9 protein-coding genes and 1 tRNA gene are annotated in these 14,947 nt (G+C 45.9%); 4 read left to right on the plus strand and 6 right to left on the minus strand.

What is annotated here, in order from left to right; genetic code table 11:
- Positions 1 to 4 precede the first annotated feature (4 nt).
- From OCV64_RS09465 to OCV64_RS09490, 6 genes are all read right to left on the minus strand, one after another.
- Positions 5 to 5,188, minus strand: coding sequence for a DEAD/DEAH box helicase (locus OCV64_RS09465; RefSeq protein WP_262669880.1), 5,184 nt, complete (start codon positions 5,186 to 5,188; stop codon positions 5 to 7).
- Complete coding sequence (locus OCV64_RS09470; protein ID WP_262669881.1) at positions 5,185 to 8,145, minus strand: hypothetical protein; 2,961 nt, start codon at positions 8,143 to 8,145, stop codon at positions 5,185 to 5,187. The genes OCV64_RS09465 and OCV64_RS09470 overlap by 4 nt, the downstream gene beginning before the upstream one ends.
- Positions 8,146 to 8,623: 478 nt before the next feature.
- The gene (locus OCV64_RS09475) at positions 8,624 to 9,271 is read right to left on the minus strand and encodes a vWA domain-containing protein (protein WP_262669882.1); all 648 of its coding nucleotides are present in this window, start codon (positions 9,269 to 9,271) and stop codon (positions 8,624 to 8,626) included.
- A gap of 86 nt (positions 9,272 to 9,357) precedes the next feature.
- On the minus strand, positions 9,358 to 9,708 hold the full coding sequence (locus tag OCV64_RS09480) for a DUF2200 domain-containing protein (protein WP_262669884.1): 351 nt from the start codon (positions 9,706 to 9,708) through the stop codon (positions 9,358 to 9,360).
- 3 nt (positions 9,709 to 9,711) lie between these two features.
- Entirely contained in the window at positions 9,712 to 10,710 is a 999-nt protein-coding gene (locus OCV64_RS09485; protein WP_262669885.1) for an O-acetyl-ADP-ribose deacetylase, read from the minus strand.
- Positions 10,711 to 10,801: 91 nt separating this feature from the next.
- The gene (locus tag OCV64_RS09490; protein ID WP_262669886.1) at positions 10,802 to 11,632 is read right to left on the minus strand and encodes a 4Fe-4S binding protein; all 831 of its coding nucleotides are present in this window, start codon (positions 11,630 to 11,632) and stop codon (positions 10,802 to 10,804) included.
- Positions 11,633 to 12,187: 555 nt separating this feature from the next.
- Here OCV64_RS09490 and OCV64_RS09495 point away from each other — a divergent pair.
- The 4 genes from OCV64_RS09495 (at position 12,188) to OCV64_RS09510 (ending at position 14,862) form a co-directional block, all read left to right on the plus strand.
- Positions 12,188 to 12,264: transfer RNA gene (locus tag OCV64_RS09495), tRNA-Pro, on the plus strand.
- Positions 12,265 to 12,591: 327 nt separating this feature from the next.
- Complete coding sequence (locus OCV64_RS09500; protein WP_262669887.1) at positions 12,592 to 12,801, plus strand: helix-turn-helix transcriptional regulator; 210 nt, start codon at positions 12,592 to 12,594, stop codon at positions 12,799 to 12,801.
- Positions 12,802 to 12,825: 24 nt separating this feature from the next.
- Positions 12,826 to 13,227, plus strand: a complete 402-nt coding sequence (locus OCV64_RS09505) for a helix-turn-helix domain-containing protein (RefSeq protein WP_262669888.1) — start codon at positions 12,826 to 12,828, stop codon at positions 13,225 to 13,227.
- Between the two features lie 804 nt (positions 13,228 to 14,031).
- Positions 14,032 to 14,862, plus strand: coding sequence for a DUF2971 domain-containing protein (locus tag OCV64_RS09510; RefSeq protein WP_262669889.1), 831 nt, complete (start codon positions 14,032 to 14,034; stop codon positions 14,860 to 14,862).
- Positions 14,863 to 14,947 lie beyond the last annotated feature (85 nt).

Genomic DNA, 14,947 nt, shown 5'->3' on the forward strand with positions numbered 1-14,947 from the left:
GCCGTTAGTCCCTTTCTACCAATAACTCCTTCAATTCATGTACGGAGATTGATGTATCCACTATGTGCCAGCCTTGGCCTTGTAACTGCTTTAGGTGTTGATTGGGAAGTTCGTCAAAAATGGCGACTTTCGCTTGCTCCCAAACCAGGTAAGGCTCCAATGTCTCTGAGCCACAACGCATTGTCGGCATAATTAAACAGTCTTTGTCAACCTCCTCTGCGTCCCATTTTGATGGGGCCGCGAAATCAAATCCGCATACAGTAAAGGCATCGCTCCAAGAGGTATAGTCATTCCCAATATAACTGTCACCCTGGATTTCAATCATCTCATCTTCATCATTCGTACAGCCGGCAATGTCCGTGACTTCGTCTTCCATTTCTACAACAGAAGGCTCTCCCAACCAGTGGCTTAAAAACGCTTTTGCGGCGTTTCTATCCAGCAGGTCATGTATACGCTGATTATAATAATTGCGCAGGCACCGATAACAAGAGGGCTCACAATCACAGTCAGCAACCACTTTGTAAGCAGAGTGGAGCACCTGGGAAAAAACCTTCCCATCATCTGTTACTAATCTACGAACATGCCCTGCGCCACCGGCAACAGCGTCATAAAGAATAATGGAGTACAGAAGTTGCCCATTATAATTTTTGCGATGCAAGCACCCCTTTAAATCCGTTCTTTCAATATCAAGCTCTCTGGAGAGGCCTTCCAGTAATGCGTACATTACAGAGAGGATCTTTTCATATTCTGATGCCTCGGATATAAAAAAGGTGATTTGGACAACATCTGTTTTAAACACATGGGATAAATGATATGGACTCCCAGTCCCTTCATAGCTGCATTCCACTCCCCACGATGTCTTATGCTTGAGTTTCAATGGAGCTTTTGCATCGCTTGTCCAACCGCAAAGCGGGCAAACTGTGTGTTCTTCAGAGCCTATTACCACGAGCGAATCGTTAGCCGTAGACTGAAGTTCCACTTCTATACCATCGAAGGAGAGACGCATTCTCTTAATAATATCATGCTGAGGATCTCCAACATAGTAATCATCGGTCTTGTAGTCTCTCTCCGGGCGTTTGAGAGGAGCATCTGGTGCATCCGCCTTTTCGGTTATGAATCCGAGACGAGGTTCAAAAGTAGGCCACCAGCGTTTTACAGGAATCTTTTCCCCACACGAAATGCATTCCTTTACTTTTCGGCGGGCCAACGGATCATCTGTGTAATTTATTTGATTGCAATGGGAGCATTTGGCAAAATATCCTCTTGAAGCCGCTTTCCTGGTTTTTGACTCCATCCGAATATATCGACTGGTATACAGCTTTCCGTCCGCAATCACACCAGAGCCAGGGGCATATTCCGCAATCGCCATCTGAAGGTCTCTGGCCAAGGTCAGGTCTTCGTTGCTGGTGCCTGTTCTTTTACCGGCAATTTGCAGCTCGACCGTATCTACGGGGAAACCGTATTTAGGCAGCACATTGTTTCTTGTCCAAAAATCGATCAGACTCCGTTTAAATCGATCATCACGACCGCAGCGGATACGCCGCAATTCAAAATCGAAGTTCTTATACTCCGTTGGATTTGTTCTTTGAATCTTCTTCAACTCATTTTCAAGTTTTTTTACCTCTTCACGGTACAATTCAACCGCTTCGGACAAAATGCCCCTGTTTTCACCGATTAACTCTTCCACCCATGTGCCGTCATTAATGCCCATTGTCTCATGCATCGCGGCTGGAGCAGACTTTTTTATTAATTCCTTCAACCTCTCATTCGGTTTACTGAGGAACGCAACAAGCCTCTCGTAACCGTCTTCATTCAAGAATTTATTTGCATTATCTCCGTCGTACACGTCGCTGTTTTGAGCAAGAAACTCACTTAAAGCGATTGCAAAAATATGACGATAGATGACCTTCTTATTTTCCAAAGAAAAATGCGGTGCGTTAATCTTTCCTGAAATAATGGTTGATGGATTTTCATAATAGGTAAAATCATGAGAGGAGAGTTTTGCGTAAGTCATTACAAAAGCGGCCGTGTGAGAGGCCCGGCCTGCCCGGCCCGCCCGCTGTACATAGTTGGATGGGCTGGGCGGAATATCTCTCATACAGACTGTTTCCAATCCACCCACATCAACGCCCATCTCAAAGGTGGTGGAGCAGCTGAGCGCATTGATTTTTCCGTTTACAAAGGCATCCTGGTATACCGATTGACGGTTTCGGGAAAGCTGCGCCGTATGTTCTTTCATTTGAAGAGGAAGCATCTTTTCGCTATCATAGAGCGCCATATAGTGGTTGTCTGCGTAAAATCGCTCGGGGTCAATCTCTTCCAATTGTCCGTCGCAGCGAACCATGGAACACTTCCCCTTTACATTGTGAACCGTAATACGACCACACTTCTTGCACCGATAGGAATGAACTTCTGGATCACAATTTAAACGGATGCAAAAATCCTCGATGTTTATGCTAATCTCTGAGTTGTCATGACCCCCTAAAATTGACCAATAACCCATTAGAAACTCATTGGCCTCTCCTTCCGACATCCCTGTAGCTTGGCAAAGACGGGAAAGACGGGTGTTTGGATAATACTTGCTTTTTCCACTTTCCCGCGTTCTTGCCGCCCATCCCACCAAATGGCTTTTTGCAGTATCATCGGTTTTGCACTTTACCAGTTTTTTCTCATACTCGGTAAAGAAAATATATTCCCTCTCATTGGCGTTAAGGGTCACCGATTTTCCCCCATCGACGGCACCCGTATAACAGGCATCCAAAATAAGCAGCTCCAACAGATGCCGTGCTTCCTTTGTGGTCAAGCCATATCTCTGGTTCAAATATGTAGGCAAATCTGGGGTTTGAATTTCATCATTACTCCATCCGGGATCGTTGCGCATATATTCGAAGCTGATAATCCCCATAGAACTCAGACTTGTGGATCTTCTCCCATTAAATAGCTCATCAAACAGTGCGATCCAAGCGTTTTGCTTGGAATTTGCATGCAAGATGTCCTTATCTGGTTTTTGATCCGGATTCCAAAAATCAAAGGAATGCTCCGCTTCAAACACCCTGGTCAATCGATCAGCAAATGCCCTGACTGATAAGCTATATTCTCCGTTTTCCCGCATTTCTTTCACAACGCGGAAAATGCCGCGCCGACGGAGAAACGCCTGATAGGATTTTTCCATGTAGTTTGCAAAGAACGCCGCTTCGATTCTGCTGTCGGAAAAACACAGAAACTGCTTGGCCTTCCGCTTGATTTCCGGAGACTTTTTCTTTCTCAGCTGGGCAAAGGGGTCATCCGCCAACTGGGCTGATTCTTCTGATGGGGACTCTTTGGGAGCTACTGCTTCCCCCTCCGGCAACTGCTCAAAAAGTTCTGTGCAAAGAACTGCCGTGGCTGCATCCGAGCCAAGATAAAAGCTGCGGAAGTTGCCATATCCACAAGCTGGACATTTTGCAATCTTTTTTTCTTTTGTCCGATTGACACGCTTAAGAGGAATATACTCTGCATTCTCACAATCGCAAATCTTAAACAAAGATGCATCTGCTTTGGTACCCATAGCACCACAACGCGCACAAATTACAAAATCATTTTCATCCTGATCTTCCAATGCATCGCCTTCTGCATCTTCAATACTCATATCTTTTAATGACGCATCATCCCACAAGAGAAAGAAGTCGCAGTCATTGGGATCTTGTTCTGTTTTTCTTGATACTTGCTGATATTGATTATGTTCCATCTTGCCAACAAGCGCGATCCGGCCGCAATCCTGGCAAACTGCGATTTCAAACACGCCCTGTCCTTGCTCGTTGCGCTCTCTGCGCTTCAAATAGAGTCTTTTAGGACTTCCCAAGGTGATATAGGCACCCTCTAATGCCCGGACAAAGAAATGATACTTTGCCTTGATGAGACTGGTGCCATTTTTCTCCGCTGCAGTACAGACCGCCACAAAATCAATCAGTTCTTCTTTGGATATATCCAACAGCTTCCGGATTGCATCAATCGTCCTCGGCACCTCTGTTGCCAGGCGAAAACGATAAAAAAGATCGCAGTGAAGCAAGAACTCATAGATTTTTTCATCCTCATCTCCATTCGGGACATAATCTGCTATCCCGTATTTTGAAAATATCTCATGCAGCGGCAACTGCTTCTCCGCGATTTCTCTAAAAATAGAAACAGGAACCTCTAACCGCTCTTTCATGGCAGGGCTGGCATCTTGAGATCGGATAATGTTTTCAGGAGAAAATTCCACGCCGCAAAGATTTTTTCCGAAATTAACAATATCCGCGTTGGCATCTTGTCCCCCCAGGGTGGCACTTGTCAAAATATATTGAACGCTGCCGCTGCCGATCCTGGCCCGCAGGCGACGCATGAGCATGGAAGTTTCCATGCCTGTTGTTCCTTTGTAAATATGGGCTTCGTCCAAAACGACAAAGTGAAGTTTGGCGCTGGAAAATACCGCATCATCTTTAGGACGAAGGAGCATATATTCCAGCATCGAATAGTTTGTGATCAGGATGTGCGGCGGTGTTTCCTGCATCTCTTCCCGGGAAAGGATTTCGTTGGTAAGAGGTTCTGGAAATTCTGCATTGATACTATTTTTGCAATACTGCTCATGAGCCTTGCCTTTCTTATATTCTGTGTTGCCGTTATAAAGCCCAAAAGTGATATCTTTATAACTCCGCAACAGCCTACGCATTCGCTTAATCTGGTCGTTTGCCAGCGCATTCATCGGGTAAATAATAATCGCCCGAACTCCTTTTGCGGTCAATGTTCCGGCTTCTTTCTCCTTTAGAAGGGAATGAACAATGGGAAGCAGAAAACACTCGGTCTTACCAGAACCCGTTCCCGTAGTAACAACCAGATTATTTCCTGCTGCGGCTTTTTTCAGCGCCTCCACCTGGTGCAGATATAGAGGACGCTCCAGTTTCAGTTCCCGTTTCTTTTCTTCCACAGGTTCCAGTCCTGCAAATAATTTACTTGCAACACCGTCTTCCATTAACTGCGACAGGCTTTCGCCGGTCTTATAAGAACCACTCACATCCAGGTACAGTCCTTTGGCGATAAAACCTTCTTGTTCTAATTGCGCCCGCAATTCTTTGGCATAATCTTTATCTGCCAAATCAAAGCTGGTGGTAATATAGTCTACATAGCTCTGCTTGATATTGTCAGACGCCAAAATAGGATTGAATCGATTCATGCATCATCTTCCTCTCTAAATTCGAACTCATCGGCAATGGGAAAACGTCTGCGCTCTTCTTCTACCGTGCAGTCCCACTTTCTGTTTTTGATTCGCACATAACCTGTTTCTGTATATACCATTGCATCCAGCTGCAATAGTTCTTCATCAGCATTGAATACTTTTACACGGTTCTCATGCGCGATGCAGAAAGAAACTGGATTAACATTTTCATATCGTTCATTTTCCGGGTCATTGTTCATATAATTCCACTTTTGGTCGGGGCTGCGGAAACAGAGTATTCCCTCGTATGCAGGAACAGGGAAATCAAATTCTCCATCAAAGTCGCTCATTCCAATGTAATCAATATCAAAAATGACAGCGTCGTTATAGTGAATTTTCGCCACTTCAACCTTCTGAGTTTCACATGACCAAAACCATGTTTTTAATAGGCGGATGGATTTCCCTTCGAACCTTCTTTCCGGTTCTTCCTCAATCTCAAAGGTCTCTTCCCATACCATCTGACGGCGGATTCCTATAGCAAATGGATTGTCATCATCAGGCTCCAGAAACACCCGGCATTCATAACGGCCCGGCCTGCAGGAAAAATTTTTTTCAAATGCTTTCCCAGCAGAAAGCTGTTTGTAAATCCACGGCTCATCCGTCAAATCATTGTCCAGTTCAACCGTAAAAACCGGCCTGGCCGGTCCAATGAATCGATCTTCCGGCTGCCATATGATCTGCGTATCTTCCCGAACCAAGGGCGAAGACAAGAAAGTTGGAAGAAAATAGATCTCCGCAATTTTCAATTCGTCGACCATACCTTCATGTCGGATTAATGCGCCAAAGGGGATGGAAGCGTTCTCTCGCTCAATGGTACAGATTAAATTCCCGATTTCATACACGTTGCCCCGGCGGGGTTTAGGGATAAATTTGTTTCCCAAAACAAGATCGATTTGCAGATCTGTGGGCCGGCTCACTTTTATAAAAGTATCCTGCGGAATATCCTCATGCCATTTCTTCTCCGACCAATACAGCACATTTTCTCCATTGGCCGTTATATTAATTTTGGGTACATCCACGGATATATCAAGACCATTTCCGAGCAAAGGGAATTGTACCGTTTCCTGATCCTCCAATAGTTTAAAAGAATGTGTATATGTTCCACCGCTGAATTTAACCGTGACATCTCCCGTACAGGCCTGATTAAAGTAGTACGGGTTAGCAAAACTAACGGAAAACTGACGCAAAATAATGTAAGCAGTTTCAAACATCACTTCGCCCGTATGGAATTCTACAATTTGTATCCGATGGCAAAAACGAGCTGCCGAAGGTAAATCGATCTCACCAGTATGTTTGTCGCCAATATACTCATAGAGGGAATGCCGTGTTGAGTCAATGAAAATACGAAAGTTTTTAGCAGAAGTATTTTCTCCAAGCACCACATGAAGCGTAGGAACTCTATCGTAGATTTGAAACCTTTTTTCGCCAGAAATGATTGCTACTCCTTTGGCCGGGTCAGGGATGCAGTATCCGTGTACTGATAGATTCTTAGAATCCTCTTGTGCGAGAATATCTACATCATTTACCCAGATTTCCTGCGCCGACAGCAGAGATACTTGAAAAATTTGGAAATTATCCGACTCATCAAAGTAGTTGTCATCTGCGTCGATTATCTTTACTTCCGCATTGGCAGGAGCTACAATTCGTGCCTTTCCATTCTGACATTTGAATGGGAGACTCTCATATCCATTTTCATTAAAGACAAGATATTGTCTGAATAACAGCGCTTTAGAATCATACAGCACACTATCGCCGCAAATAATCTCGACTTGAAAATCAAAGCAGTCGTTGAAGCTGATCCCTTGGAGGTGGTCAAGTTCAAAAGTAAATTCTTGCGTTGTATAACACATAGGGTCGCCGTAAACAGACATTCTTAATTGCGCAACAACACGCCCGTTTTGATATAGGCGGGCAACCGGTGGCTGTGTAATTTCAGGCAGACGAATATGTGGCAAACGAATTGTCAATTCTTCGTCTTGCATTAAATACTGGGGCCGTATAGCCTCTTTTGTTGTGATGATTTTCTGGCGAACACGCCTGGCGCGCACTCGCTGCATATTATCCCGTTCTTCTTTTGTCTTCGATTGGAACCACTTTTGTAGTAAAACATCCCACCGGTTACAATCACAAAATCCTGGGTCATCTCCTCGCAAATATAGATCAATCTTTTTGGCAATAGCGTCGCAGACTGCGGCCATATACTCTGGGTAGTACTGAAACAGAACTTTCAGACTCGATTTTAGTGCCCAGACGCTTGATCCAAGATTGATTTGATCTGAACCATCTGCTCTTATGATTTTCTTTTGTATATTCTGCGATAGAATCTGAAAGGCATTTTCTGCTTCGTCATATTGGCACTCAAGGTTTTTTCTATAAAACTGGTAAATAATATTGAAAAGTTCAGAAATTGATGATGCTGGAGCCAACGCCTGCATTTTTAAAGTGTTATAATATTTTTTTCCATGTTCAGTGGAAATTCGAAGAGTTTCTTGCAGTAGATTTCGAAGTATATGATAAGCTTTTGATTCTTTACAAGCGAATAATTCCTCGTCGAAGCCCAAGTTCTTTAGGATATAGCGCCAAAGATGGTCGCCAGTATCATCTTCATCTACTCTATCAGCGTCTTCCCGCTGAACTTGAAAGACTACAGCCGCAGACAGAATCTGTTTTTCTAATCGTGACAATACGCCGTTTTCTTTCACAAGTTTTGCAAAGAGTCTATGACCTCTTTCTGAGAAATCATGATACTGCTCTGAAGAAAGGCACACTTCGCCAATTAAAGGTGTCGACTCAAAGAGTAAATGGCATAATTTTTCGGGGGTATCCCATTCTTCATAGTCACACGATGATGTTAGGAATGATTTGTCGAGAAAATAGTGCTGCTGAACATCTATAGTCACACCAGAAAATCTCATAAACTGATTCCTTCTTTGTAGAATTCAACTCATTAACCAACCAGTTGCATTTTTCGACAGTATAATCTTACCATACCACCAAATATTGTGCAATCTTCCCAGACTGTAGCTCTTACATCCTTGCTGTTTCAAAAGTACTTTTTCAACTACTCTGGTACGCAAATTATTGTATTTTATTTTAAGAGACTGATATTTGAGAGATTTATAATTTGTACTTCTCTTTTTCCGGCTTTTTGAGATGTCTATATCACCCCAACTATGTTTTATATGCCTCAGAGCATGACAGTGGCGGTGAAATTGTACTATTCAATGCTCTCTGGGTAGATTGCATCGTCAAAGTATTTCGTTTTTTTATACCCAGAAAACCGGATACGAGATAATCAGGTAAGTAAATATCTTAAAATATCGCAGAATATCTACCGAACAAAAATGAGGGACAGAGGCGTAACCTCCGTCCCTCATTTATTTGGACCGCAGATCATTTCTGCCGCCTGCGGAAGTCCTCCTCGATGGTGTCCTTCCAGTGCTCGTCCAGGGGCGCGCTGCACCGAACGGCGGCCACCGCCTGACCCACCACCTCGTAGTTAAGGCGGGTGCCCACGCTGTCGCAGTGGTAGTTCACCGCCCGGTCGGGAGCGATACCCAGGTGGCCCGCCGTCTCCACCGCGTCGATGTTGGCACCCAGGAAGAGAAACTCCCAGCCATACTTCTCCTTCTGGCGCTGGATCATCTCCTTGACCCGCCGGGCGGAGTAGCGGCGGCTGGCGTTCTCCATGCCGTCGGTGGTGATGACGAACAGGGTGTTCTCCGGCACATCCTCGGGGCGGGCGTACTTGTGGATGTTGCCGATGTGGTGGATGGCTCCGCCGACGGCGTCCAGCAGGGCGGTGCAGCCCCGGACATAGTACTCCTTGTCGGTGATGGGCCGAACTTTGCCCAACTCCATGCGGTCGTGGAGCACCTCGGTCTGATCGTCGAAGAGTACGGTGGAGACGTAAGCCTCGCCCGGCTCCTTTTTCTGCTTTTCGAGCATGGCGTTGAAGCCGCCGATGGTGTCCCCCTCCAGCCCCTGCATGGAGCCGCTGCGATCCAGGATGAATACCAGTTCCGTCAGATTCTTTTTCATAACAAATCCCCCTATGCTGTGTTGTTTGGCTTACAAGCACAGTATAGGGGGATTTTACTTTCAATGGGTCGCCTGGCAGGCGACAACTATTTTCGCAGGATCTTCTCCATGGGTTTTCCCTTGGCCAACTCGTCCACCAGCTTATCGAGATACCGGATGTTCCGCATGAGCGGGTCCTCGATCTCTTCCACCCGGATGCCGCAGATCTTGCCGGTGATCAGCGCCCGGTCCGGGTTCATGGCGGGGGCGTTTCGGAAGAAGTCCCCGTAGCTGGTGTCGGACTGCTCCAGCCCGGCCAGCTCCTCCGGCGTATACCCGGTGAGCCATGCAGTGACCTGAGCCACCTCGTCCCGGGTGCGGCCCTTTTTCTCTGCTTTGGCTACCAGCAGGGGGTACACCTTGGCAAAGGCCATTTCTGTTACATCCATCCGCGGCATGGCTTATCCTCCCAGCAGGCTCTGATCGAAGGCGAACAGGGCCTCGTTGATTTCAAAGATGTTGTAGTTCTGGTGGGCGATGAAATACTCCACGATGATGTCAAACTTGCTGGCGTGGGAGAAGGCAAAGCCCGCCTTTTCCAGCATCTCCCGGGCCTCGGCCAGCGGCAGCTCCAGGGCTATGGCGAAGGCCATGGCGGTGGGCTTGGAGGGCTTGTAGTGGACATCCGAGCGGATTTTTGAAAAGAGCTTGCGGTCGATGTTGGCCTTTTTGTAGCACTGGGCGTCGGTCATGCCCCGCTCGTCGATCTTCCGCAGCAGCATCTGGGAAAAACTCTCGTCCAGCCTGCTGAGAGCCTCGTCCAGCCCGGAAGCCCCCATGGTGCAGGGAGCGGGCATCCACTGCGGCGTCTCTGAGGGCATGACATCCAGGGCCATCCGGCGGCGCTGGGTCTCACGGCTGTCGGTGTGGGCATCCACATAGCGGTCGTCGATGTAGGAGGCGATTTCGGCAAAGAGCTTGCCGCCGATGGTGTAGGCGGCCCGGTCAAAGATGACCAGATACACCGTCATGTCGTGGGAGAGCAGGAATTCCCCGATGGTGTCCACCGCCACCTTCAGCGCCTGGTCCTTGGGGTAGCCGTACACCCCGGAGGAGATCAGTGGGAACGCCACAGTTTCGCACCCATTGGCCAGGGCCAGCTCCAGAGAGGAGCGGTAGGCGGAGACCAGCAGTTCCCGCTCTCCGTGGCCGCCGCCCCGCCAGATGGGGCCTACGGTATGGATGACGAACTTCGCCGGCAGACGGTAGCCCTTGGTGACCTTGGCCTGTCCTGTTTTGCAGCCGTTCAGGGTGCGGCACTCGGCCAGCAGCTCCGGCCCGGCGGCCCGGTGGATGGCCCCGTCCACACCTCCGCCGCCCAGCAGACTCTCGTTGGCGGCGTTGACGATGGCGTCCACCTTCATGGTGGTGATATCGTTTCGTACAATTTGCAAGGGCATGACGGCACCTCCTCGCGTTCTGGTGTTATCGTACCACAGGAAGGTCTGTCTGGCAATCCGGCGGAGTATGAGGCATCCCGATAAAACAGCGTTATAGTCTCAAGGCATTTTGGGGGCATTCTTCTACGCATTTCATGCACAGAATACATTCGGTTGCGTGTTTCTTTCTCCGGGAATTATGGGGCACTTCCACGTTCATCGGACATACTTTCTCACACTTCCCACAGCCAATGCACTTCTCTTTCTCTACACGGATGCGGAAAAGCGAAAAATAGCTTGCCGGCTTCAGGAAAACGGTAATGGGACAGATGCATTTGCAAAACGCTCGGTTGTCTTTGCAGCGGTATGCGAGGACGATCCCGACGGTATAGTAGAGGATATTGCCAAGGATAAAACTCCACCACATGATATCCTCTTTATGCGGGATCTGAAGAGCAAACAGCAGAATGACAAATATGAGCGAAGCGGCAAAAACAAAGTAGCGAATCATGCCCCAGCGCCGGCGCGGGGCAGCAGGTTCCTTGAATGGGAGCAGATCCAGAACCATCGCAGTCCAGCAGGCATAGCCGCACCACCCACACCCAAAGATCAGCGGGCCAAAAATTTTTGCAACGGCATAATGAATGGTCGCCGCTTCAAATACGCCGAGGAAAAGATAGTACCAAAATCCTTCGATCTGCATATTTTCCCGGCAAAGAATCCCCAGGTAGACGAGCATATACATGCCGACTGCAAACTGGACTACATTCCGGGCATATTTTTTCTTCTGCTGATACAAGACCAGCCCTGCAGCGATTGCAGTGCCGATATAGGAGAAGTTGAACAGATAGAATAGATTGTCCAGTACAAGCCACAATGTCACCGCGATCATTTCAAAAATGCTCCACATGATAAGTGGCGGCAAATATCTCTTAAGCTTCATATTCTCGCCCTGCCTGTTTCATCCTTTTCCTGGCTGACCATGGAAATCATCCGGCGGCTTTTCTCGTTCTGGTCTCATCATACCATAGCTGGGACGCTCTGTCGATTGGAGGCCAAGGCGAAAGCGGCTATTCTTTGTTTATGCGGCGCATTTCCTGCGCCCCTTCTATGGTGGTCTGGCCCTCTATCGCCGCCACCCCGGACAACACTTCTTTTAATATACAGAATCCAATCCCACACCCATCCCAAAAGGAGAAAGTTTTGCTTGAAACACGCAGGGCGAAAGAGTGTCAAAGAGGAATTGCCGGAGCGGCGGAAAGGGTCAAAGAGGGCGGCAGAGTGCCGTTTGAAAGTTCCGACACACGTTTGGGAGGATAGATGACTCATCCATTCCTCTGAAAGTGAAATCCCGGAAGTCCTTGAGACAGTAGCTTGCGGCGGAAATCTATCAGTTGAAAAACTCCCGCAAAATTGGGCGTGACCACAGCGCCGCCCACAGACACGAAAATCTTGCTTTTTCTTTCTCTGCGTGGTATCATGCAGAAAAATTGAATATCCGGGTGTAGTTCAGCTGATAGAACGCGCGGTTTGGGACCGCGAGGCTCGTGGGTTTGAGCCCCACCACTCGGACCAAGGCCCTCTGGATCGACTTCCAGAGGGCTTTTACTTTGTTTTATACGGTACAAAATTTGAAAATATAACCATCATCAAAAACGTCCTTATAGCTCTTCACTCGAATTGCAAAGTCGATTTAGACTGGTGCAGGCTACGCTTAGCCGACACCCATATATGTTAGGCTGTTCTACCCATATAAAACATTAAAGGAGAGTGTTATTGTGTGTCGGTATTTCAGAAAACGGTACCATATTGAATTTTCAATTTTAGATTGCAAAATATTCATTGATATTATAAATGTTTTCGTTTATAATTTAACCGATATTCTTGAAACGGGGTATTGACATGACTATTTCCGAGCAAATTAAGGTTTTATGCGTACGTTCAAATATTAGCGTTTCTGAACTTGCTCGCAGAATCGGGACTTCGCCGCAAGCATTTAGTGCTAAAATGAAACGGCAGAGCTTTACAGTAGACGAATTAGAAATAATTGCAGAAGCAGTTGACGCTAAATTCTCTCATTCTTTTGAATTATCATCCGGCGATACGGTTTGACCTCAAATATAAAGGGAGAAGAACATGGGAAACGTGACAATAATTAATCAATCTATTCCGCAGATAAACTATATTGCAAGAACCTGTACACAAGGCGAAGAATTTACCATGGTGAATTCCTATATCGAAAGTCTTGTGCGAAAATATTCCAGATTTAAAAATAAGCATGCAGCAATTTTTATTGAGCCACAGATTGACACTGGATATCCTGATGTTGTAGTTGTCGAATATTACGCATCAATATTGCCAGAACCAAATGAGGTAAGGAAAAAAATAACTGCTACCGATTTAAAAATTCTTTATTATATACATTGCAAGAAGTATCTCACATTACAAGAACTCAGCCAAAAATTGGCCTATACGCCAGAAGAGGTACGTAGATCTGTTCATCGACTTGCTAACGCTAACCTTATCTATTTAGGATAAAAGAATGCATTATACGTGGTGGTGAGCCTGTCTTTAGCTGGAATGGCATTGTATATGGGGTATGTTTTTCTGACAGTGGGTATTGTATTGCCCGTATTGACGGGAATTGCGAAAAAATGTGCAGCACACCAGATGATGTTCTTGAGTATATGGTTGGAAACGATTGTCTACGCGATGTGATCACAAAAGTAACGGTGATTTCTCGCACAATTTAGGATAAGAGCCTTGCTTACTGTCTGTAAACCATTGATATTACTGGGTTTTCACAAATCCTTTAATGACACTCGGACCAAATACCGCAGAGGACTTGTCCTCTGCGGTATTTATTTTTACTTGATTGTTCTTGGAAGAGTTTTTCAAAGCGAGATATTTTGTCCATAGATCGTGGATTGCCCTAGGAGGGGGACCTGTTTTTCTCTCCGCAGAAGGACGTTACCACCTCGGGAACACTCTCTACCACTAGAGCCTCCGACCTAGCTGAGGCGGGCTGAACTTGTACGGGGGCAGCTTTGGCAGGCTCTACCTTTCTCGGCTTGTGGGCTCGTCTACCTTCCCAGCGTCGGGAATATTCTTTTTTTCGTCAGCCACCTAAAAACCTCCTTCGTTGTGAAATAGAAAAAGCCAGCCCGATGGCTGGCCTGTGGGGGAGCACCCCTCCTTTCTCGTAGAGATATATGAAAACGCCGCCCGTAGTCCCGTTGAGCGGGGGAATTCCTGTTCAGTATGGAAATGTAGTATGGTTTATGCTATCATAAAATTTATAGTTATAGGAGAAAACACTTATTCCGTGAACGGAGGGTAAGTATGCTTACAGAAAATACTATAATGTATCATTATTGTTCTGTTGATACATTTATGAAAATAATGCAAAGCAATACCATCTGGTTGTCACATGTACAAACTACGAACGATAGACTTGATGATCGCATGTTTACAGCATCATTTGAACGCGTGATTAAAAAGCACAAACAAGAAGATAATCCCAATACTGAGTTGTTAGAAAAACTGTATACTGGATATATGGAAAAAGTAGATTTCCCATATATTGCATGTTTTACACATAGCAAGGATTTGTTGAGCCAATGGCGAGCGTATGGAGATGATGGTCGTGGTGTTTGCATTGGGTTCGATCTTTCAAAATTTTCTTATTGCGACTTAATGAATGAAGTACATGGTACTAATTCTCCTATTGTTTTAATCGATGAAGTTGCGTATCATGACAACGATGATGAATTGATTGAAAAACTTTTATCGGCATCAAATATACTCAAAAAGCAATATAATGTTAGTGATGAATTTAGTTTGCTTCATACTGTCTTAAATGGAATTGACAGGTTATCTATTTTTTTGAAAAGCGAAGCCTTTAGGGAAGAACGAGAAATCAGAATGGTATATTTCCCGCATTATGATGAATTATTAGCAAAACTGTCAGGGAGTGATTTGTCGGAATGTCATGGCCTCCCTATACGATTTCGGAGCAGAGGTTCACAAATAGTATCATACTTTGAGTATCCTCTTGCGCCAAACAGCATTTGCGAATTGATTTTTGGGCCTAAGTCAGAGGTGGATTACAAACAACTTACATTATTTCTAAATCAATATGCTCCCGACATAAGGAAAAAGAATAGAGGTTGATTGTAAAATGAAGTTGGACACCTAAGAAAAAATCCATAGTGATTTTCCCCACATGGTAGAATGAAGTTTGCACACAACTTCTTCC

The sequence above is a fragment of the Muriventricola aceti genome (assembly GCF_025567565.1).
Lineage (GTDB): Bacteria > Bacillota > Clostridia > Oscillospirales > Oscillospiraceae > Lawsonibacter > Lawsonibacter aceti.

Excerpts from the sequence above, each read along its gene's own strand:
- OCV64_RS09465 (WP_262669880.1), bottom strand. The coding sequence starts at position 5,188 with ATGAATCGATTCAATCCTATTTTGGCGTCTGACAATATCAAGCAGAGC.
- OCV64_RS09470 (WP_262669881.1), bottom strand. The coding sequence starts at position 8,145 with ATGAGATTTTCTGGTGTGACTATAGATGTTCAGCAGCACTATTTTCTC.
- OCV64_RS09475 (WP_262669882.1), bottom strand. The coding sequence starts at position 9,271 with ATGAAAAAGAATCTGACGGAACTGGTATTCATCCTGGATCGCAGCGGC.
- OCV64_RS09480 (WP_262669884.1), bottom strand. The coding sequence starts at position 9,708 with ATGCCGCGGATGGATGTAACAGAAATGGCCTTTGCCAAGGTGTACCCC.
- OCV64_RS09485 (WP_262669885.1), bottom strand. The coding sequence starts at position 10,710 with ATGCCCTTGCAAATTGTACGAAACGATATCACCACCATGAAGGTGGAC.
- OCV64_RS09490 (WP_262669886.1), bottom strand. The coding sequence starts at position 11,632 with ATGAAGCTTAAGAGATATTTGCCGCCACTTATCATGTGGAGCATTTTT.
- OCV64_RS09500 (WP_262669887.1), top strand. The coding sequence starts at position 12,592 with ATGACTATTTCCGAGCAAATTAAGGTTTTATGCGTACGTTCAAATATT.
- OCV64_RS09505 (WP_262669888.1), top strand. The coding sequence starts at position 12,826 with ATGGGAAACGTGACAATAATTAATCAATCTATTCCGCAGATAAACTAT.
- OCV64_RS09510 (WP_262669889.1), top strand. The coding sequence starts at position 14,032 with ATGCTTACAGAAAATACTATAATGTATCATTATTGTTCTGTTGATACA.